Annotated in this window: 18 protein-coding genes; 7 read left to right on the top strand and 11 right to left on the bottom strand. The window is 64.6% G+C overall.

Annotated features, from left to right (window positions below):
- Positions 1-134: 134 nt before the first annotated feature.
- The 4 genes from GWG67_RS17720 to ltnD form a co-directional block, all read right to left on the bottom strand.
- Positions 135-1,826, bottom strand: coding sequence for a methyl-accepting chemotaxis protein (locus GWG67_RS17720; RefSeq protein ID WP_275170543.1), 1,692 nt, complete (start codon positions 1,824-1,826; stop codon positions 135-137).
- A 167-nt stretch (positions 1,827-1,993) separates the two neighbouring features.
- Positions 1,994-3,283, bottom strand: a complete 1,290-nt coding sequence (gene otnK, locus GWG67_RS17715; protein ID WP_275170542.1) for a 3-oxo-tetronate kinase — start codon at positions 3,281-3,283, stop codon at positions 1,994-1,996.
- Complete coding sequence (gene otnI / locus GWG67_RS17710; RefSeq protein ID WP_275170541.1) at positions 3,280-4,062, bottom strand: 2-oxo-tetronate isomerase; 783 nt, start codon at positions 4,060-4,062, stop codon at positions 3,280-3,282. The genes otnK and otnI overlap by 4 nt, the downstream gene beginning before the upstream one ends.
- Positions 4,063-4,076: 14 nt before the next feature.
- On the bottom strand, positions 4,077-4,994 hold the full coding sequence (gene ltnD / locus GWG67_RS17705) for an L-threonate dehydrogenase (RefSeq protein WP_275170540.1): 918 nt from the start codon (positions 4,992-4,994) through the stop codon (positions 4,077-4,079).
- 103 nt (positions 4,995-5,097) lie between these two features.
- Here ltnD and GWG67_RS17700 point away from each other — a divergent pair, with 103 nt between their 5' ends.
- Positions 5,098-5,766 carry an aldolase gene (locus GWG67_RS17700; protein ID WP_275170539.1) on the top strand — a complete coding sequence of 223 codons (669 nt, stop codon included), beginning with the start codon at positions 5,098-5,100 and terminating at the stop codon, positions 5,764-5,766.
- A 159-nt stretch (positions 5,767-5,925) separates the two neighbouring features.
- On the opposite strand, the gene GWG67_RS17695 is transcribed toward GWG67_RS17700, so the two are convergent.
- The 6 genes from GWG67_RS17695 to GWG67_RS17670 form a co-directional block, all read right to left on the bottom strand.
- Complete coding sequence (locus GWG67_RS17695; RefSeq protein WP_275170538.1) at positions 5,926-6,630, bottom strand: ABC transporter ATP-binding protein; 705 nt, start codon at positions 6,628-6,630, stop codon at positions 5,926-5,928.
- Entirely contained in the window at positions 6,614-7,345 is a 732-nt protein-coding gene (locus GWG67_RS17690; RefSeq protein ID WP_007593737.1) for an ABC transporter ATP-binding protein, read from the bottom strand. Before GWG67_RS17690 ends, GWG67_RS17695 begins: the two co-directional genes overlap by 17 nt.
- Positions 7,342-8,325 (bottom strand): branched-chain amino acid ABC transporter permease, encoded by a 984-nt coding sequence (locus GWG67_RS17685; protein ID WP_275170537.1) that lies wholly within the window; start codon positions 8,323-8,325, stop codon positions 7,342-7,344. Before GWG67_RS17685 ends, GWG67_RS17690 begins: the two co-directional genes overlap by 4 nt.
- On the bottom strand, positions 8,325-9,203 hold the full coding sequence (locus tag GWG67_RS17680) for a branched-chain amino acid ABC transporter permease (RefSeq protein ID WP_026233279.1): 879 nt from the start codon (positions 9,201-9,203) through the stop codon (positions 8,325-8,327). The genes GWG67_RS17685 and GWG67_RS17680 overlap by 1 nt, the downstream gene beginning before the upstream one ends.
- A gap of 171 nt (positions 9,204-9,374) precedes the next feature.
- Positions 9,375-10,619, bottom strand: coding sequence for an ABC transporter substrate-binding protein (locus GWG67_RS17675; RefSeq protein ID WP_027568940.1), 1,245 nt, complete (start codon positions 10,617-10,619; stop codon positions 9,375-9,377).
- Between the two features lie 90 nt (positions 10,620-10,709).
- Positions 10,710-11,525 carry a putative hydro-lyase gene (locus GWG67_RS17670; protein ID WP_275170536.1) on the bottom strand — a complete coding sequence of 272 codons (816 nt, stop codon included), beginning with the start codon at positions 11,523-11,525 and terminating at the stop codon, positions 10,710-10,712.
- A 120-nt stretch (positions 11,526-11,645) separates the two neighbouring features.
- Here GWG67_RS17670 and GWG67_RS17665 point away from each other — a divergent pair, with 120 nt between their 5' ends.
- From GWG67_RS17665 to GWG67_RS17650, 4 genes are all read left to right on the top strand, one after another.
- Positions 11,646-12,563, top strand: coding sequence for a LysR family transcriptional regulator (locus tag GWG67_RS17665; RefSeq protein WP_275170535.1), 918 nt, complete (start codon positions 11,646-11,648; stop codon positions 12,561-12,563).
- 79 nt (positions 12,564-12,642) lie between these two features.
- The gene (locus tag GWG67_RS17660; RefSeq protein ID WP_275170534.1) at positions 12,643-13,893 is read left to right on the top strand and encodes a Zn-dependent hydrolase; all 1,251 of its coding nucleotides are present in this window, start codon (positions 12,643-12,645) and stop codon (positions 13,891-13,893) included.
- A 12-nt stretch (positions 13,894-13,905) separates the two neighbouring features.
- Positions 13,906-14,817 carry an NAD(P)-dependent oxidoreductase gene (locus GWG67_RS17655; RefSeq protein WP_275170533.1) on the top strand — a complete coding sequence of 304 codons (912 nt, stop codon included), beginning with the start codon at positions 13,906-13,908 and terminating at the stop codon, positions 14,815-14,817.
- A gap of 11 nt (positions 14,818-14,828) precedes the next feature.
- On the top strand, positions 14,829-15,902 hold the full coding sequence (locus GWG67_RS17650) for a malate/lactate/ureidoglycolate dehydrogenase (RefSeq protein ID WP_275170532.1): 1,074 nt from the start codon (positions 14,829-14,831) through the stop codon (positions 15,900-15,902).
- A gap of 194 nt (positions 15,903-16,096) precedes the next feature.
- Here GWG67_RS17650 and GWG67_RS17645 read toward each other — a convergent pair whose 3' ends face one another.
- Entirely contained in the window at positions 16,097-17,170 is a 1,074-nt protein-coding gene (locus GWG67_RS17645; RefSeq protein ID WP_275170531.1) for a tartrate dehydrogenase, read from the bottom strand.
- A gap of 157 nt (positions 17,171-17,327) precedes the next feature.
- Between GWG67_RS17645 and GWG67_RS17640 the strand changes: the two genes are divergently transcribed.
- Both GWG67_RS17640 and GWG67_RS17635 read left to right on the top strand, forming a co-directional pair.
- Positions 17,328-18,104, top strand: coding sequence for an SDR family oxidoreductase (locus GWG67_RS17640; protein ID WP_275170530.1), 777 nt, complete (start codon positions 17,328-17,330; stop codon positions 18,102-18,104).
- A gap of 116 nt (positions 18,105-18,220) precedes the next feature.
- Positions 18,221-19,639 (top strand): amidase, encoded by a 1,419-nt coding sequence (locus tag GWG67_RS17635; RefSeq protein WP_275170529.1) that lies wholly within the window; start codon positions 18,221-18,223, stop codon positions 19,637-19,639.
- The last annotated feature ends 45 nt before the right edge of the window (positions 19,640-19,684 follow it).

Below are 19,684 nucleotides of genomic sequence, written 5' to 3'. Positions count from 1 at the left end.
TTCCCTGCTATCGCACTGCGAAATCGCATTCCAGATATGCAGCTCATGCCCGAAAGATGACAGAAGCCGCTGTCCCCCGCGTAAAAAAAGCGGCGCCCGAGGACGCCGCTTTCAGGAATTTCGTGCCCGCCGGCCTAAGCGGCGCGGACGTTGGTCAGGAACTTGCTGACCTCGGTCTTGAGCCGGCCGGAGTCGTTGGACAGCATCTGCGCCGCCGACAGCACCTGCGAGGAAGCCGTGCCGGTCTCGGTTGCGCCGCGCTGCACGTCGGTGATGTTGGATGAGACCTGCTGGGTGCCCTGCGCCGCCTGCTGGACGTTGCGGGCGATCTCCTGGGTCGCCGCGCCCTGCTCTTCCACGGCCGCCGCGATCGCTGACGAGATCTCCGACAGACGCTCGATGGTCGACGAGATCTCCTTGATGGCGCCGACCGAGTCATTGGTCGCCGCCTGGATGCCGGAGATCTGCTGGCCGATCTCACCGGTCGCCTTTGCGGTCTGCTCGGCGAGCGCCTTCACCTCGGAGGCGACGACCGCAAAGCCGCGGCCGGCTTCGCCGGCACGTGCGGCTTCGATGGTCGCGTTCAGCGCCAGCAGGTTGGTCTGGCCGGCGATGGTGTTGATGAGCTCGACGACATCGCCGATGCGCGAGGCCGCCTTCGAGAGCTCGCTGACGCGTTCGGTGGTGGAGCGCGCCTGGCCGACGGCATCGCCCGCCATCCGCGCCGATTCCTGCACCTGGCGGCTGATCTCGCTCACCGATGAAGCCATCTCCTCGGTCGCCGAGGCCACCGACTGCACGTTGGTCGAGGCTTCCTCCGACGCTCCGGCAACCGTGGTCGCCAGCCGCTGCGAGCGGTCGGCAGTGGAGGTCAGCGTCGAGGCGGAGGCCTCGAGCTGGGTCGAGGCCGACGACACGGTCTGGACGATCTCGCCGATCATGGTTTCGAATTCGCGGGTGATGTTGTCGACGCGACGACCGCGCTCGATCTTGGCTTCGGCATCGGCGGCGGCAGCCTCGTCGGCGGCCTTCTTGGCGATCAGCGCTTCCTTGAAGATCTGGAGCACGTCGGCCATGGCGCCGATTTCGGTCTTCTCACCGCGGTGCGGGACTTCGGCGGAAAGGTCGCCCTTGCCGAGCGCCTGCATCGGCTCGGTAATCGAGTTGATGCCGTTCGAGACGTCCTGGACGAGGTAGAAGCCGACGCCAATCCCGATGATGACGGCCGCGCCGAGAATGATCGAGACCAGCATGAAGGCATAATTGTAGCTATCTGCAGCGTCCTGAGCAGCCTGGTCTCCACCCTTGGTGTTCAGCTCGATGTCCTTCCTCAGGACCTCGTCGGCCTGAAGCCCGATCTTGTTGACCGTCTTCGTGTTCAGCTCATGCGCTTCGTGCGGGACCTTGCCGGCGTCCTTGCGCGACAGCGCCATGACCTCCTGGGTGCCCTTCTTGTACTCCTCCCAGAGCTTCGACCATTCTCCGTAGAGCGCCCGCTCTTCAGGCGAGGTGATCATGCCTTCATAAGTTTTGCGAAACTTCATGTTGGCCTCAATCACGGTCGCGAGCGTCTTTTCCATCGCGAGCTTCTCGTCCAGCGTTTCCGATAGCATATGCTCTCGGATGACGTTGCGGTAAGTGATCACGCCGGCACGCAGGTCGCCGAGCACGCGCACGCTGGGCATCCAGCTCGTGGTGATGTCGACGGTGTTGGCATTCATCGACCGCATCTTCATGACGGCGAGCAGACCCATGCCGGCCATCGCGACCAGCAGGAACGCCACGACACTGATGATCTTGGCGCGAATGGAAATGGTGGCGAGCATATGGAGTCTCTTGTGCTGGCGCGGCGGCGCGTCCGGAAATTTTACGAATCAACCTAAGGGAGCAGCACCGACATCCAACACGAGAGCACCTGAGCAGATGTTAACGACGACTCCGTACGAGTACGAAGCCCGAAACAAATGAACAGGGCGCTAAAAATGCCCTGCGCCTAGCGCATGAGCCCAAGCGCGTCGGAGAAAAACTCCGCGCCGCCGAAGTTTCCGGACTTCAAGGCGAGCAACATGTCGCTTTTTTCAGCACCGACCGCGCGCAGCACCGGAACGCCCGCCGCGATCTCCGCTCCCACGAGAAAGCCGGGAATCCTCAACCGATCGACCACGGCGCCGGATGTCTCCCCGCCGGCAACGACCAGGCGCTTCACGCCCGCCCGCACCAGACCCTCGGCGATGTCGGCCATCGCCTGCTCGATGGCGTGACCGGCCGCGTCGCGACCATGGCGCGCCTGGAGCGCGGCGACCTGATCGGGCGTCGAGCTCGATGCGATCAGGACCGGACCGTCCGCCAGTCGCGGCTTCGCCCAGGCCAGCGCGCGCTGCGCCTCGTCCTCGCCCGTAGTTATACGGTCCGGATCGAGATGCAGCACCGGCATGACACGCTCCGCATTGGCAATCTGCTGAAGCGTCGCCTGCGAGCAGCTTCCGGCAAGGCACGCCGCCGGTCCACCGACCGCTGCCCCCGCCTCGCTGCTCGCCGCAGTCGATGTGACCTTGCCTGTCGACACCAGCGCCCGCGCCAGCCCAAGACCCATGCCGGAAGCGCCGACCGACAGCCGATGCTGGACAGCCACGAGGCCGATGGTCTCAAGGTCGCGGTCGAACACGGCGTCGATGATCGCCGCGCCAACGGCCTTGCCGGCGAGTTCGGCCAGCCGCGCCCGCACGGCATCCGCGCCGCGCGTGACGGTGGCGAGGTCGACGAGGCCGATTTGCGTCCTGCTCTGGCGCGCCAGCACGCGCACCAGGTTGGAATCGTGCATCGGGTTGAGCGGATGGTCCTTCAGCGGGCTCTCGTTCAGCGGAACGGCGCCGACGAACAGATTGCCCTGGTAGACGGTGCGGCCGGTCTCCGGAAAGGCCGGCGTCACCAGCACGGTCGCCTCGCCGCAATCGGCGCGCAGCGCGTCCATCACCGGGCCGATGTTGCCGGCATCGGTGGAATCGAAGGTCGAGCAGATCTTGAAGAGTACGTGGCTCGCACCGCGGACGCGCAGCCATGTCTCGGCCGCGCGCGAGCGCGACACGGCGAGGCCGGCCTCGATCGAACGGCTCTTCAGCGACACCACGACGGCGTCGACCTCGGGCAGCGCAAGATCGTCCGCGGGCACGCCGATGGTCTGCACGGTGCGCAGGCCCGCGCGCGTCAGCGTGTTGGCGAGGTCGGAGGCGCCGGTGTAGTCGTCGGCAATGCAGCCAAGAGATATTTTCGCTGCAAATGTCACGGCTTCACTCCCGCATAAGGCCTGAACCAGGCAAGGCCGTCGGTGGTCTTGCCGCGCGGATTATATTCGCAGCCGACGAAGCCGGCATAGCCGAGCCGGTCGAGTTCGTCGAACAGGAACGGATAGTTCAGCTCCTCGCCGTCAGGCTCGTTACGCGAGGGGATGCTGGCGATCTGGATGTGGCCGATGAGCGGCATCATCTCGCGCAGCCGCATCGTGACGTCGCCATGGATGATCTGGCAGTGATAGATGTCGAACTGGAGCTTGAGGTTCGGAAGCCGCAGCTCCTGGATCAGGTCGCGCGCGAATCCGAAATCGTTGAGGAAATAGCCGGGCACGTTGCGCGCATTGATCGGCTCGAGCACGATGTCGATGCCGTGCGGCGCAAAGAACTCGGCGGCCCACGCCACCGATTTATAGAACGCCTCGATGGCGACGCGCTCGCCGCGGTTGGCGATGCCCGCCATCAAATGCAGCCGCTTGACGCCGGTCGCCTTGGCGTAGGGCAGCGCGGTCTCCAGGCTCGCCTTCAGCTCGGGGAATCGCGACGGGAGTGCCGCAAAGCCCTTCTCGCCGGCATTCCAGTCGCCCGGCGGCAGGTTGAACAGCGCCTGGGTCAAGCCGTTGCGCTTGAGCCGCTCGCCGACCGCCTCGGCCGGATGCTCATAAGGAAAGAGAAACTCGACGGCGGTGAAGCCGGCTGCCGCAGCGGCATCGAAGCGATCGAGGAACGGCACCTCGGTGAACATCATCGAGAGATTGGCGGCGAAACGGGGCATGGGAATCCTCTTGTCTATTTGTCGCCGGGCAGCTTGACGCCGGTGACCTGCGCATACATCCGCGCCACCGATGCATCGTCGTCGCGGCCCATGCCGGCGGCCGATGTCATCAAGAACATCTGGAGCGCCGCGGCGGAGACCGGAACCGGGAATCTGGCACTGCGCGCCATGTCCTGGATGATGCCGAGGTCCTTGACGAAGATCTCGACCGCACTGCGCGGCGTGTAATCGCCGTCGAGCACGTGCGGCATGCGGTTTTCGAACATCCAGGAGTTTCCGGCGGACGCCGTGATCACCTCATAGACCTTGCGGATGTCGAGACCCTGCTTGGCCGCGAACGCGATCGCCTCGCTGGCCGCGGCGATATGCACGCCGGCGAGCAACTGATTGATCATCTTGAAGGCCGCGCCCTGGCCTGCGGCATCGCCGAGCTCGTAGAGCTTTGCTGCCATGGCATCGAGCGCGGGCCGCGCTTTCTCAAACGCAGCCGGACTGCCGGAGGCGAGGATCGTCAGCTCGCCTTGCGCTGCGCGCTGCGCCCCGCCGGAGATCGGCGCATCCAGATAGTGCCGGCCGGTCGCCTCCAACTGCTTGGCGAGACGCCGGGCCACGTCGGGATCCATGGTCGCCGACGACAGGAAGACGCTGTCCTTGGCCATGGTTTCGGCGACGCCATCCTTGCCGAACAGGATCGTCTCGGTCTGCGCGGCATTGACGACGACGCTGACGACGATGTCGGCGCCCTTGGCAGCTTCAGCCGGCGTCTTGGCGCCCGCGCCGCCCTCCGTCACGAAGCGCGCGACCGCATCAGCCGAGACGTCGCAGCCGGTGACGACATGACCGGCGCGCTTCAGCGAGGTCGCCATGCCAAACCCCATCGAGCCGAGCCCGATGACGGCGACGCGCTGATTCTGTGACGTGGAGGCGGACATACAACTGATCCTTGCGACGTTTCCCGGACGGCCGCCCTTTGCGGCAGCTTGGCAACCGAATAACACGGCTTGGCCGCGCTGCCAAAGCGTGAGACAAACGGACATGACGGCCATGAGCAACGAGATATTGCTGCGTGAGGATATCTGCCGCTTCGGACGTTCCCTGTTCGAGCGCGGGCTGACGCCCGGCTCCTCCGGCAATATCAGCGTCAGGCTGGACGGCGGCGGCTGGCTGGTGACGCCGACCAATGCCTCGCTCGGCTTCCTCGATCCCGCAAAACTGTCGCGGCTGGACGATCAGGGCCGACCGGTTTCGGGCGATGCGCCCACCAAGGAAGTTCCGCTGCACAATGCGCTCTACGCCACGCGCGGAAGCGCAAGGGCGATCGTGCATCTGCATTCCACCCATTCGGTCGCGCTGTCGATGCTCCCGGAGATCGATCCGCGCGCCGCGCTGCCGCCGATGACGGCCTATTATCTGATGAAATGCGGTGCCACCGCGCTCGTGCCTTATTACCGCCCGGGCGATCCCGCGGTCGCCGATGCGATCAGGGGGCTGGCGGGAAAATACTCATCCGTGCTGCTCGCCAATCACGGCCCGGTCGTCGCGGGCGACACGCTGGAAGCAGCGGTGTTCGCGACCGAGGAGCTGGAGGAGACGGCGAAGCTGTATCTGCTGCTGCGCGGGATGAACCCACGGTATTTGTCGCCGGAGCAGGTGACAGATCTGGTGAAGGTGTTCGGGGTATCGCTGCCGGAGCATGGGCACTAACCACACGTACCGCCGTCATCCTGAGGTGCGAGTGGCGCGATGCGAAGCATCGTGCCGGGAGCCTCGAAGGATGGGCTACAGGCGCTTGCGGCTCATCCTTCGAGGCGCGCGAAGGGCGCGCACCTCAGGATGACGGTAGAGATTGCTGCGGCAGTCTAGCTACAGCCCCAGATACGCCTTGCGCACGTCCGGATTGCCCTTGATCTCGCTTGCCGCACCCTGCATCAGCACGCGGCCGGTTTGCAGGATGTAGGCGCGGTCGGCGATTTCCAGGCACTCCGCCATGCGCTGCTCGACGATCAGCACGGTCATGCCGGCATCGCGGATGCGCTTGACGGCCTGGAAGATCTCGTCGACCAGCTTCGGCATGATGCCCTGCGAGGGCTCGTCCAGCATCAACAACCGCGGGCGCGTCATCAGCGCACGGCCGATCGCGAGCATCTGCTGCTCGCCGCCGGAGAGCGTCTCGGCGCGCTGCTCCAGGCGCTCGGAGAGACGCGGGAACAGCTGGAACACGAGATCGAGCGGACTCTCGCGGTCGACCTCGCCGCGGTAGAGGTAGCTGCCGAGGCGCAGGTTGTCGCGCACGGAGAGGCGCGGAAACAGGCGGCGGTTCTCCGGCACATAGGCGATGCCCGTGGCGGTGATATGATGCTGCGCCATGCCGTCGAGGCGCTTGCCGTCGAACGTCACCGTGCCCGAACGCGGTCGCTCGGCGCCGGCGATGGATTTTAGCAGCGTCGACTTGCCCGCGCCGTTGGCGCCGGCGACGCAGACGATCTCGCCCTTGGCGACCTCGATGCTGACCGCGGAGATCGCGACCAGGCCCTGATAGGCGGTCGTGACTTCACGCACCGACAGCATGACGATCTCCCAGATATGCGCTGATCACCTTGGGATCGCGGACGATTTCAGTGGGCTTGCCCTCGACCAGCACCTTGCCGAGGTCGAGCACGATGGCGCGATCGACCAGCGGCATCACGATCTCCATGACGTGCTCGACCATCAGCACGGTGATGCCGGCGTCACGCACCTTGCGCACCAGCGCCACACCGGTCTGCGCCTCCGTCGGCGTAAGACCAGTGAGGACTTCGTCGAGGAGCAGAAGCTTTGGTTCGGTCGCAAGCGCGCGCGCGACTTCGAGGCGGCGTTTTTCGGCCGGCACGAGGTCGCTCGCGAGCACGTTGGCGCGCGCGGCAAGGCCGGTGAACTCCAGCACCTCATGCGCCTTGCGGCGGGCCTCGCGCATCACGGTGTTGCGCACGAGAGCGCCGACGATAACGTTGTCGATAACGGTCATGGTCTCGAAGCTCTTGACGACCTGGAAGGTGCGACCGACGCCGCGCTGGCAGCGCTCGGCGGCCGGCATGCTGGTGACATCCTCGCCGTCGAACCAGATCGAGCCTTGCGTCGGCGGCAGCACGCCGGCGATGAGATTGAACAGCGTCGACTTGCCGGCGCCGTTCGGGCCGATCAGGCCGACGATCTCGCCGCGGCCGACCGAGATCGAGACGTCGCTGTTGGCGACGAGGCCGCCGAACCGCTGCCAGACGCCGCGGGTTTCAAGCAGCGGGGTCATCGCGTCGCTCCCTTCCGCTTCGCACGAGAGAACAGGCTCACCAGACCCTGCGGCAGGGCGAGCGAAATCAGCACGATCAGCGTGCCGTAGACGATGAGGTCGACGCCGCGGCCGGAGCCGCCGATATAGGAGCGCGTCAGCTCCGTCATCGGGATCAGGATGGCCGCCCCCAACACGGGCCCCCAGAGAGTGCCGATGCCGCCGAGCACGGCCGGCAACGCCATCAGCAGCGAGAACTGGAAGCCCATGACGCTTTCAGGATCGATATAGGCAAGAAACTGCGCATAGAAGGCGCCGCCGATGGCAACGAGGAAAGCGGAGACGGCAGCCGCGCCCATCTTGGAGTTGAACACGACGACGCCGAGGCTCTCGGCCGCTTCCGGATTGTCCTTCACCGCGCGCCACCAGAAGCCCCATTTGGAGTCCTCCAGCCACCAGGTGACGAACCAGGCGAGGCTGCACAGCACCAGCGCGAAATAGAAGTATGGCAGCTTGCTGCGCATGAACTGGAATTTCAGCCAGCTGTCGCCGCGCACCGGAATGGTGATTCCCATCGCGGCCCCCGCCCATTCCCAGTTCTGGAACAGCAGCAGCCCGATCTCGGCGATCACGATGGTCGCGATCACGAAGTAATGGCCGCGCAAGCGGAAGAAGGGATAGCCGAGCCCCATCGCGATCGCGGCCGCGACTGCGCCGCCGGCGAGCATGCCGAACCATGGCAGCACGCCGAACTTGGTGAACAGGAGCTCGGTGGTGTAGGCGCCGATGCCGAAATAGAGCGCATGTCCCAGCGAGATCTGCCCGCAATAGCCGGAGAGAATATTCCAGCTCTGCGACAGCGCCGCATACATCAAGGTCAGGATCAGGATATTCTGGACGTAGACGTCCTTGATGAACAGGGGAGCGAGCGCCGCCAGGGCGGTCAGCACCGCGGCGATGATGAGGTCGCGGCGGCGCCGCGTGGCGAAATCCTTGTCCATCACATCGATCCGAACAGGCCGCGCGGCCGGATGAAGACGACCAGCAGGTAGACAGCGTAAATGCCGACCGATTTCAGCGACGGCGGCAGCACCAGCGCGGTCGTGGCCTCGACGAGGCCGACGATGATTCCGCCGGCGAAAGCGCCGAACACGCTGCCGAAGCCGCCGAGCGCGACCGTGACGTAGGCGATCAGCGCAAAGGATGCGCCGACGTCAGGATAGATATAGAAGAAGCTCGCCATGATCGCTCCGGCAAGGCCGACGAGCGCGGCACCAAGCCCCCAGCCGAGCGCGAACACGCGATTCTTGTCGATGCCGACGAGGGCCACCGCGCCGGGATCTTCACGGGTGGCCTCCAGCGCGCGACCGAAATCGGTGCGATGGATGAAGAAGTAGAGGCCGGCAAACGCCAGGATCGAAACCAGCGCACCCATGAGCTGCGGCTCGGGCAGGAAGACCCCGGCGATCGAGATCGTCTTGCCGCCAAGCCAGGACTGCGGAACGCTGCGATAGTCGGGCGTGAAGAAGAACTGGGCGAGGCCGCGCATCACGATGGCGAGGCCGAAGGTGGAGAAGATCTGCACCATGCCGGCATTGGCCTTGGCCCGCATGGCGAAGCGTACGATCAACAAATAGACCACCGCTCCGAATACGAACAGCGCGGCGGCCACCAGCGGCGCCGACAGCAAGGGGTCGATGGCGAAGAACGTGAACAGGAAGAAGCTCACATACATCGCGATCATCAGGAACTCGCCATGGGCGAAGTTCACGACGTCCATCAGGCCGAAGATCAGCGCGAGGCCGACGGCGATCAGTCCGTAGAGCAGACCCATGAGAAGGCCGCTCGCGAGACTTTGGATAATGGTTTGGGCTGTCACCGGTGGTCCCCTGCTCGAAATATCATCGTCTGCTCCGTCATTGCGAGCGAAGCGAAGCAATCCAGAATCTCGTCGCGGAGACAGTCTGGATTGCTTCGTCGCTTCGCTCCTCGCAATGACGAGGCTCTTGCGACGATCTCGATTTGCTTCCCTGCTCCCGCTCGCCGTGTCTTACTTCATCGGCCAGATCGCCTCGGCGATTGCGGCCTGCGGCGGGAAGATGGTGACGAACTTGCCGCCGACATATTGCAGGAGCACCGGGTCAGCGTCGTTGTTTTGACCCATCTCGTCGAACTTGACGCGTTTCCAGGGCATGATGGTCTGCTCGCCCGGGATGTCGGTGGCGGCCAGCGCGTCGCGGATCTTCTCGCCGTCGGTCGACTTGGCGCGGCTGATGGCGTCGGCGAGGATGATCAGGCCCATGAACTGACGCGAGGTGAGATCGTTGAAATCCTTGCCCGACCGCGTCTTGAACATATCGTTGATCTTGCCGACCATCGGGCGCTTCTGCGCGAGATCGAGCGAGAAGGTGCCGCGCGAGATCACGCCTTCGAGCTTGTCGCCGACGGCGTCGTAGAGCGCCTTCTCGGAGAAGCCGGCGTCCTGCGCCACGATCGCGTTCGGCTTGTAACCGAGCTCGCCCATGGTCTTCACCAGCAGGATGCCATCGGTGGTGTAGCTCGAGGGCATCAGCACGTCGGCGTTCGCGCTCTTGAGCTGCTGCACCTCGGCCGAGAGCGAGGGCGAGTTGGCGCGATACTTGATGTCGGAAACGATCTTGTAACCGCGCTCGCCGGCGATCTTGGCCTGGGCGTTGCCGGAATCGGTGCCGAAGATGGTGTCCTCGTGGAACAGCGACAGCGTCTCGATCTTGGTGCCCTTCTTCTTCAAGGCATCGAAGAAGTCGAACATCGCGGCCGAGTACATCTCGTCATGCGGCGCGGCGCGGAAGTAATATTTCAGGCCGCGACGGTGCAGGCTCGGCGAGGAGTTGTCGGCGGAGACGAACGGGATCTGATAGCGCTCGCAGATCTGGCTGACGGTGACGGCGACCGCGCTCTGATAGGTACCGATAATGGCGGAGACCTTCTCCTGGGTGATCAGGCGCTCGGCTTCGGCGCGGCCTTTCTGCGGATCGGCCTGGTGGTCGGCGAAAACGAGCCGGACCTTGGCGCCGCCGAGACCCGGCAGGCCCTCGCCCTTCGCCAGCGGCAGGTCGAAATCGGTGTCCTTGTTGATGACCTCGAGCGCCGTCTCATACGCCTTCTGCGCATCGACGCCCTGCTGCGCGCTGCCGCCGGAAAACGGATAGATCACGCCGATCACGACTTCCGAAGTCTGTGCGCGCGCTGCCAGCGGCACTAGCGCGGCCGTAGCGGTGGCTCCCAACAATACGTCGCGGCGAGTGATCGTCATGGCAAAGTCCTCTTGTTACTGAATTTCGGCTGATCGAATGAAGCGATTGGTGGATGCGGTAAAGCCCGAAGAAGCAGCAAACGCTGCCCACTAAATCACGGCCATGGTCCTGTTCTTGAGATCCGTCACCAGCATCAGGCCGGGCGAATGCGTGATCGCGAACGGCAGCCTGGCGGCGTTGATGACCGATTGCGGTGTCACGCCGCAGGCCCAGAACACCGGAATCTCGTCGTCGGCGACCGGCACCGGATCGCCGTAATCGGGCTTGGCGATGTCCTTGATGCCGATCAGATGCGGATGGCCGAGATGCACCGGCGCGCCATGGACAGCCGGATAGCGCGAGGTGATCTGCACCGCACGGATTGCATCCGCCGGCTTGAACGGACGCATCGACACCACCATGGGACCGGCGAAGGGACCGGACTCGCCGCAGGCGATGCTGGTGCGATACATCGGCACGCGCACATTGTGCTCGATGTGGCGGATCGGCATGCCCTCGTCGAGCAGCGCCTCTTCGAACGAGAAGGAGCAGCCGAGCACGAAGGTCACGAGATCGTCGCGCCAATGCTTTGTCACATCAGTCGGCTCGTCCACAACCTCGCCGTCGCGCCAGACCCGATAGCGCGGCACGTCGGTGCGGATGTCGAGATCGGCGCCAAGCGCGGGGATGTGCGGACTGCCGACGTCGGACATGCCGATGATCGGGCACGGCTTGGGATTGAGCTGGCAGAAGCGATGAAAGGCGCCGGCATATTCGGCCGGCAGGATCGCCAGATTGCCCTGGACGAAGCCGGGGGCCACGCCGGCAGTGGAGGCGACCAGCCCCTCGCGGTAGGCGAGCCGCGCCTTTCGGCTCGGGAGGGTGTCGGGCGTTTCAGTTTGCTGCACTGCCACCAAAACAGTCATGGGATCGACCTGCCTATAAACTCGACAAAGACAAACCAACACCACGCGTGCTATAAAGTCTAATCTTCCTTTCTAATCAATATCGATAAATTTCATTTATCGGACCGGAAAATCCTTCCAATGCTGGACTTCAGATCGATCGAGACGTTCCTCTGGGTTGTGAAGCTCGGCAGCTTTCGCGGCGCCGCAGCACGCCTCAACACGACCCAACCGGCGATCTCGCAGCGCATCGCCCAGCTCGAGCGCGAGATGGGGGTGAAGCTGTTGAACCGCGACCACCGCGTGGCCTCGCCGACCCCAAGCGGCCGGCAGATGATGGTCTATGCGGAGAAGCTGATCGGCCTGCGCGCCGCGATGATCGCCGAGATCGGCGACCGCTCTGCGATGCGCGGCGTGATGCGGCTCGGCGTCGCCGAAACCATCGTGCACACCTGGCTGCCGCGGCTGGTGAAGAGCATGAACGAGGTCTACCCGAACCTGTCGCTGGAGATCGAGGTCGACATCACGCCGAACCTGACCGCGCGCCTGCTTGCGCAGGAGATCGAGCTGGCGTTCGTGGTCGGGCCGCTGTCGGCCTCCGGCGTCCACAACCGCGTGCTCGCGGATTATCCGATCGGCTTTCTGGCGAGTCCTTCGCTCGGGCTCGGCAAGGGTCCAGTGACGCCGGCGGATCTCGCGCGCTTTCCGATCATCACCTTCCCGCGCAAGACCAAGCCTTACGAGGTCGTGCGCGAAGTGTTCGATCGGCCGGAGCTGCCGCCGATCCGGCTGCACGCCTCCGCCTCGCTTGCGACCGTCATCCATATGGCGGTGGAGGGCCTCGGCATCGCCGTGATCCCCGACGCCATCGTCGAGAGCGAGCTCGCAGACGGGCGGTTGCAACTGCTCGACACCGATCTCAAAATCGCGCCGCTGACATTCACCGCGAGCTGGCTCGCCTCGCCGGATGTCGTGGCGGTGGAACGGGTCGCCGAGCTTGCATGTCAGATCGCGCAGAGCAGCCTCGCAGTTGACGCGCCCGCGCCGGCGCGTCATTGAAACAGGCGCCGGATTTTCTTTCGTCATTCGGGGCGCTCGAAGAGCGAACCCGGAATGACAGCTAAGATGGACTGACCGCATGAGCCGAGCCGCCACCAATTTGCAAATCGATTCCGCCCGCCTCTGGGGCTCCATCCACGAGACCGCGCAGTTCGGCGCGACGGCCAAGGGCGGCGTGCGGCGGCTGACGCTGAGCGCGGAGGACAAGCTGGTGCGCGACTGGTTCCGCAAGGCCTGCGAGGACGCCGGCTTAGAGGTGCACACCGACGCGCTCGGCTCGCAGTTCGGCCTGCGCAAGGGACGCGACATGTCGAAGCTGCCCGTCGGTATCGGCTCGCATCTCGATACGCAGCCCACCGGCGGCAAGTATGACGGCATTCTGGGAACGCTCGGTGCGCTCGAAGTGATCCGCACGCTGAACGACGCCGGCATCGAGACCGAGGCGCCGATCTGCGTCGTCAACTGGACCAACGAAGAGGGCTCGCGCTTCGCTCCCGCGATGATGGCCTCCGCCGCTTATGTCGGCGACTTCACCACCGATGACATCCTGTCGCGCAAGGACGTCGAAGGCGTCACCGTCGGCCAGGCGCTCGACGGCATCGGCTATCGCGGCGACAAGCCGGTCGGGTTCCAGAAGCTCGGCTGCTTCGTCGAGTTGCACATCGAGCAGGGCCCGATCCTGGAAGCCGAAGGCAAGACCATCGGCGTGGTCGATGCCGGCCAGGGCGTGCTTTGGTACGACGGCAAGATTTCCGGCTTCGAGAGCCATGCCGGATCGACGCCGATGCCGCTGCGGCGCGATGCGCTGGCGACGTTGTCCGAGATCGTGCTGGCGATGGAGGCCATTGCGAGCAAGCATGGGCCGAAGGCAGTCGGCACCATCGGCGAGGCCGTGATCGCAAACCCCTCCCGCAACGTCATCCCCGGCGCGATCGCCTTCACGATGGATTGCCGCAGTGCGGATGGCGCGATCATGGATGCGCTCGATCGCGATCTGCGCAGCGCGATTGCCGAGATCGCCGCACGCCGCAAGGTCGAGGTGAAGATCGACCTGGTCTGGCGCAAGCCGCCGACGCATTTCGATCCCAAGTTGATTGCAGCCGTCGAGAACGCGGCGAAGACGCTCGGCTATTCCTCGCGCCGCATCACCTCCGGCGCCGGCCACGACGCCTGCAACCTCAACACAATCATGCCGGCCGCAATGGTGTTCGTGCCCTGCAAGGACGGCATCAGCCATAACGAGCTGGAGGACGCCACGCAGCCCGATTGCGCCGCGGGCACCAACGTCCTCATGCACACTGTGCTGGCGATCGCCGGCGTCGCATCCTGACCGGAGAGAACCATGCGCGGAGTTTTCGTCGACGCCAATGAAGCCTTGGCCGTAATCATGGAGCGGCTGGAGCAGCCCGGCGATCCCAAGGTGCGGATCCACAGGGATCCGGACATCAAGCCCGAACAATATCCTGAAATCCTCGACGGCGCCGAGATCGCGATCGTCGACCACACCGCGCTGCCGACCGATGTCGCAAAGAAGTGCGCGGGGCTGAAGCATGTCGTGTTCCTCGGCACCGGCGCGCGCAGCTACATGAACCCGGAGGAGCTCGCTGAGCTCGGCATCTCCGTGCACCTGATCAAGGGCTATGGCGACACGGCGGTGGCGGAATGCGCGATCGCGCTGATGTGGGCTTCGGCCCGCGTCATCGCGATGATGGACCGCGAGATGCGCGGCGGAAACTGGTTGCGCGAAGACGGCATGCAGCTCACCGGCAAGACGCTCGGCCTGATCGGCTTCGGCGGCATTGCCGCGGAAGTCGCGCGCATTGCCTCGGGCAGCGGCATGAAGGTGATCGCCTGGAACCGCTCGCCGAAGAGCTATCCGGGCGTGGAATTCGTCGATCTCGATTCGGTGTTGGCGAGAGCCGACGTCGTATCGCTGCATCTGCTGCTCAACGACGAGACGCGCGGCATGATCACCCGCGAGATGATCGCGAAAATGAAGCCGGGCGTCATCCTCATCAACACCGCCCGCGCCGCCGTTATCGACGAGGCCGCCATGATCGACGCGCTGAAGTCGGGCCACATCCGCCATGCCGGCCTCGACGTCTTCAATATCGAGCCATTGCCTGGGGATCATCCACTGACCAAGCTCCCCAACGTGACGTTGTCGGCGCATTCGGCGTTCCGGACCCCGGAGGCGAGCGAGAACCTGATTGGCGCGGCGTGGGAGCACTGCCGCCGGATCGTGAAGGGATAAGAGCAACACCAATGGCCGATTACCGCACCATCAAGGCACAGCCGCTCATCGAAGCCATCAGTGCCATCGTCAAGGCCGGCGGCTCCACGGACCGCGAGGCCGAGCTCGTGTCCACCAACCTGGTCGAGGCAAACCTCAAGGGGCACGACTCCCACGGCGTCGGCATGATCCCGCGCTATGTCCAGAGCGTCACCACGGGCGGTCTCGCCGTGAACCAGCACGTCAAGATCGTGCTCGACACCGGTCCGCTTCTCACGCTCGACGGCCTCACCGGCTATGGCCAAGTCATCGGCCATGAAGCGATGGAGCTGGCGGCCGAGCGCGCCAAGCGCAACGGCGTGTGTCTCGTCGGCCTCTCCAACTCGCACCACATCGGGCGCATCGGCCACTGGGCCGAGCAGTGCATCGACCACGGACTGGTCTCGATTCACTTCGTCAACGTGATCTCGCGTCCCATCGTGGCGCCGTGGGGCGGCAGCGATGGGCGCCACGGCACCAACCCGTTCTGCGTCGGCATCCCGCGCGCGGGCAAGGACCCCATCGTGCTCGACTTCGCCACCAGCAGGATCGCGCAGGGCAAGACCCGCGTCGCCCACAACAAGGGCGTCGAGCTCGAGCCCGGCACCATCATCGACAACGAGGGCAAGCCGACCACCAACCCGCGCTACACCGTGATTCCGCCGCACGGCGCCATCCTGCCGTTCGGCGAGCACAAGGGTTCGGGGCTCGCGCTGGTGTGCGAAATCCTCGGCGGCGCACTCTCCGGCGGGCAAGTGGTCAAGGGCCCATCCGATGGCAAGTACAACGTCCTCAACGGCATGCTCTCGATCATCATAGATCCGACCAAACTCGGCACCGCGGAGAATCTCGCGCGCGAAGTCGAGAGCTTCGTCGCATGGCACACCGGCTCACCTCCGGCCCCCGGTGTCGACAAGGTGAAGATCGCGGGTGAGCCCGAACGCGAGACGAAGAAGAAGCGGCTCGCGGAAGGCATCCCGGTCGATCCGACCACCTGGCGGGATATTTTGCTGGCTGGGAAAACGTTCGGGCTGGATGAGGCGGCGATCGAGGAGATCGCGGGGTAGTGAGGCGGAGCACGCTGCTCTTCCCTTCTCCCCTTGTGGGAGAAGGTGGCGCGGAGCGCCGGATGAGGGGTCTCTCTCCACGAAGAGAAATGCACAGTTGAGAGGCCTGTCTCCGCGGAGACGACCCCTCACCCGTCTTCGATGCTTCGCATCGAAGCCACCCTCCCCCACAAGGGGGGAGGGAAAGCAGTGCCCTAATCCACCATCTCCGCAACCGCCTTGCCGCATGCGGTCGTGTCAGCGTTGCCGCCGAGGTCCTTGGTGCGGAGCGTGCGCTCTGCCAGCGTGCGTTCGATCGCATCGACGATCGACTTGCCGGCTTCCTTCTCGCCGAGATGTTCGAGCATCATCGCGCCGGACCAGATTGCGCCGATCGGATTGGCGATGCCCTGTCCCGCGATATCGGGCGCCGAGCCGTGCACCGGCTCGAACACCGACGGGAAATTGCCCTCGGGGTTGATGTTGCCTGACGGCGCGATGCCGATAGTGCCGGTGCAGGCCGGGCCGAGATCGGACAGGATGTCACCAAACAGATTGGAGCCGACAACGACGTCGAACCAGTCCGGATGCAGCACAAAGTTCGCTGTCAGGATGTCGATGTGGTACTTGTCCCACTTCACGCCCGGAAACTTTTTCGCCATCGCCTCCACGCGCTCGTCCCAATAGGGCATGGTGATGGAGATGCCGTTCGACTTGGTCGCCGACGTCAGGTGCTTCTTCGGCCGCGACTGCGCGAGTTCGAATGCGAACTTCAGGATGCGATCGACGCCAATGCGGGTCATCACGGTCTGCTGCGTCACGAACTCACGGTCGGTGTCCGGGAACATGCGGCCGCCGACGGAGGAATATTCGCCTTCGGTGTTCTCGCGCACCACCCAGAAATCAATGTCGCCGGGCTTGCGGTTGGCCAGTGGCGACGGCACGCCCGGCATCAGCCGCACGGGGCGCAAATTCACATACTGATCGAACTCGCGGCGGAACTTGATCAACGAGCCCCAGAGCGAGACGTGATCCGGAATCTTGGCCGGCCAACCGACCGCACCGAAGTAGATGGCATCGTGCTTGCCGATCTTTTCCTTCCAATCGTCCGGCATCATCTGGCCGTGCTTCTCGTAATAGTCCCAGGACGAGAAGTCGAAATGATCGAAATGAAGCGACACTCCGTGCTTCTTCGCCGCGGTCTCCAGAACGCGCAGACCCTCCGGCATCACTTCCTTGCCGATGCCGTCGCCGGGAATGACCGCGATCCGGTATTGTTTCTTGCTCATCGAGAACGTCCTTGATTGGTCCGGCAGCCGCCGCCTTTTTGACCGCACTGCAATGGACCAAACGCGGCGGCAGTGCAACGCTGCACTGCAATGTTGACCATGGCGCGGCCGACCGCCTACTGATTTCATTCCTGCTCCTCTCCTGCGAGTAACTCCCATGGATCTGCATCTGCGTGGCAAGCGCGTCCTGATCACGGGCGCGTCCAAGGGCATCGGCGCAGCCGCCGCCGAGGCCTTTGCCGAGGAAGGCTGCCATCTCCTCCTCGCCGCCCGCAACGGCGATCAGCTCAAGGCTCTGGCCGAGCGCTTGCGCTCGGCGCAGCAGATCGATGCCGCCACCAGCATCGTGGATTTGCGCAAGAGCGAGGATTTGACGCGGCTCGCCAGGGAAGCCGCCGACATCGACGTGCTCGTCAACAATGCCGGCGACATTCCCGGCGGCTCCATCGACAAGATCGACGAGGCGACCTGGCGGCACGCCTGGGAGTTGAAAGTGTTCGGCTACATCAACCTCACGCGCATGATCTATGCGCAGATGAAGGCGAAGGGCGGCGGCGTGATCGTCAACGACATCGGCGCCGCCGGCGAGAAATTCGACGCCAACTACATTTGCGGCAGCGCCGGCAATGCCGCCCTGATGGCCTTCACCCGCGCGCTCGGGGGCAAGAGCCTCGCCGACAATATCCGCGTGGTCGGAATCAATCCCGGCCCCGTCGGCACCGACCGTCACGTCACCCTGCTGAAGACGCGGGCAAAGCACCAGTTCGGCGACGAGAACCGCTACAAGGAATTTCAGAAGAGCCTGCCGCTCGGCAGGCCTGCACATGCGCGCGAGATCGGCGATCTCATGGCGTTCCTCGCGTCCGATCGGGCAGGCTATACGTCCGGCGTGATTTACACGGTGGACGGCGGCATCAGCGCAGGATGGGGTTAACTCTATCCACGTCGTTGCGAGCGCAGCGACTTGTCCGCCGAAGCTTTAGCGAAGGCGGACAAGTCGCTTCACTCCTCGCAATGACGGAGCCCAGAACAAGCACAGGAGTAAGATAGTTGTCTCAAGAGTTGATCCGAGAAACCGCTTGCGCCGTCGTCGACAAGCTGCGGTCCGGCGACGTCTCGCCGCTGGAACTGTTGGATGCGCTGGAGAAGCGCATCGGCGAAGTCGATGGCAAGGTCAACGCGCTGCCGACGCTGTGCTTCGACCGCGCGCGGGATAGCGCAAAGGCGCTGATGCGGAAGCCGGCCGGTGCGCGCGGATTGCTCGCGGGTCTGCCAGTGCCGATCAAGGACCTGACCGATGTTGCTGGCGTGCTGAACACCCAGGGCTCACCGATCTTCAAGGACAATGTGCCCAAGCAGTCCGACCTCATGGTGGAGAACCTCGAAGGTAACGGCGCGGTCGTCTACGCCAAATCCAACACGCCGGAGTTCGGCGCGGGCGCTAACACGTTCAACGAGGTGTTCGGCGCGACCCTCAATCCCTGGGATACATCCAAATCCGCAGCCGGCTCCTCGGGCGGCGCGGCCGTTGCGCTCGCGACCGGCATGGCTTGGCTCGCGCAGGGCTCCGACATGGGCGGCTCCTTGCGCAGTCCCGCGGCGTTCTGCGGCGTCGTCGGCATGCGGCCGAGCATCGGCCGCGTCGCGCACACGCCGAAAGCGGCCATCGACCGCAATCTCGGCGTCGTTGGCCCGATGGCCCGCAACGTCGAGGATCTCGCGTTGCTGCTGGATGCCATGAGCGGCGATTATGCCGCCGACCCGCTGTCGCTGCCGGCGCCCTTGACGTCGTTTCTCTCGGCGGCGCAATCAGGCAACAAACCGAAGCGCATCGCCTACTCGCCGGACCTCGGTATCACGCCGGTCGATCCCGAAGTCAAAGCTATCACGCGAAAGGCGGCGGAACGCTTTGCCGAAGCCGGCGCCATCGTCGAGGAGGCGCATCCGGACTGGCGCGAGGCGCATGAGTGCTTCCACGTGCTGCGCGCGTTCGACTTCGCGATCAGCAAGGCGCAGCTGCTGCGCACCAAGCGCGACCTGCTCAAGCCCGAAGTGATCTGGAACATCGAGGAAGGCCTCAAGCTCACGATCGAGCAGCTCGAACGCGCCGAGTCGCAGCGCGTCGGCATGACCGCGCGTGCGGTCGAGTTCTTCAAGAGCTACGATCTGCTGCTGGTACCGACCACCATAGTGCCGCCCTTCCCGATCGAGCACCGCTATGTCGCCGAATGCGCCGGCAAGAAGTTCGAGAATTACGTCGAATGGCTCGGCATCGTCTACGCCATCACGCTCGCCTGCTGTCCCGCGTTGTCGCTGCCGTGCGGCTTCACGGCGTCGGGCCTGCCGGTCGGCCTGCAGATCGTCGGGGCTCCGCGCGCGGACGCGCAGGTGATCGCCGGCGCGAAGGTGTTGGAGGATATTCTGGGTGTGCGCGGCACGACGCCGATTGATCCGCGGGTGAAGAACTAACTTCTCTCGTGCCCCGGACGCGGCGCAACGCTTCGCGCTGCACCT

The organism is Bradyrhizobium sp. CSS354, from assembly GCF_029051725.1.
Lineage (GTDB): Bacteria > Pseudomonadota > Alphaproteobacteria > Rhizobiales > Xanthobacteraceae > Bradyrhizobium.
This window is presented reverse-complemented; position numbering and strand designations above follow the sequence as displayed.

Bases quoted from the DNA above. Each gene is read 5' to 3' on its own strand.
- GWG67_RS17640 (WP_275170530.1), top strand. From the start codon at position 17,328: ATGGATCTGCATCTGCGTGGCAAGCGCGTCCTGATCACGGGCGCGTCC.
- GWG67_RS17720 (WP_275170543.1), bottom strand. From the start codon at position 1,826: ATGCTCGCCACCATTTCCATTCGCGCCAAGATCATCAGTGTCGTGGCG.
- GWG67_RS17660 (WP_275170534.1), top strand. From the start codon at position 12,643: ATGAGCCGAGCCGCCACCAATTTGCAAATCGATTCCGCCCGCCTCTGG.
- otnI (WP_275170541.1), bottom strand. From the start codon at position 4,062: ATGCCCCGTTTCGCCGCCAATCTCTCGATGATGTTCACCGAGGTGCCG.
- GWG67_RS17695 (WP_275170538.1), bottom strand. From the start codon at position 6,630: ATGCTGTCGGTGCGTGAAGTCACGACCGCCTATCAGGGCCTGGTCGCG.
- GWG67_RS17700 (WP_275170539.1), top strand. From the start codon at position 5,098: ATGACGGCCATGAGCAACGAGATATTGCTGCGTGAGGATATCTGCCGC.
- GWG67_RS17685 (WP_275170537.1), bottom strand. From the start codon at position 8,325: ATGGACAAGGATTTCGCCACGCGGCGCCGCCGCGACCTCATCATCGCC.
- GWG67_RS17650 (WP_275170532.1), top strand. From the start codon at position 14,829: ATGGCCGATTACCGCACCATCAAGGCACAGCCGCTCATCGAAGCCATC.
- GWG67_RS17665 (WP_275170535.1), top strand. From the start codon at position 11,646: ATGCTGGACTTCAGATCGATCGAGACGTTCCTCTGGGTTGTGAAGCTC.
- ltnD (WP_275170540.1), bottom strand. From the start codon at position 4,994: ATGTCCGCCTCCACGTCACAGAATCAGCGCGTCGCCGTCATCGGGCTC.
- GWG67_RS17670 (WP_275170536.1), bottom strand. From the start codon at position 11,525: ATGACTGTTTTGGTGGCAGTGCAGCAAACTGAAACGCCCGACACCCTC.
- GWG67_RS17655 (WP_275170533.1), top strand. From the start codon at position 13,906: ATGCGCGGAGTTTTCGTCGACGCCAATGAAGCCTTGGCCGTAATCATG.
- GWG67_RS17690 (WP_007593737.1), bottom strand. From the start codon at position 7,345: ATGACCCCGCTGCTTGAAACCCGCGGCGTCTGGCAGCGGTTCGGCGGC.
- GWG67_RS17675 (WP_027568940.1), bottom strand. From the start codon at position 10,619: ATGACGATCACTCGCCGCGACGTATTGTTGGGAGCCACCGCTACGGCC.
- GWG67_RS17645 (WP_275170531.1), bottom strand. From the start codon at position 17,170: ATGAGCAAGAAACAATACCGGATCGCGGTCATTCCCGGCGACGGCATC.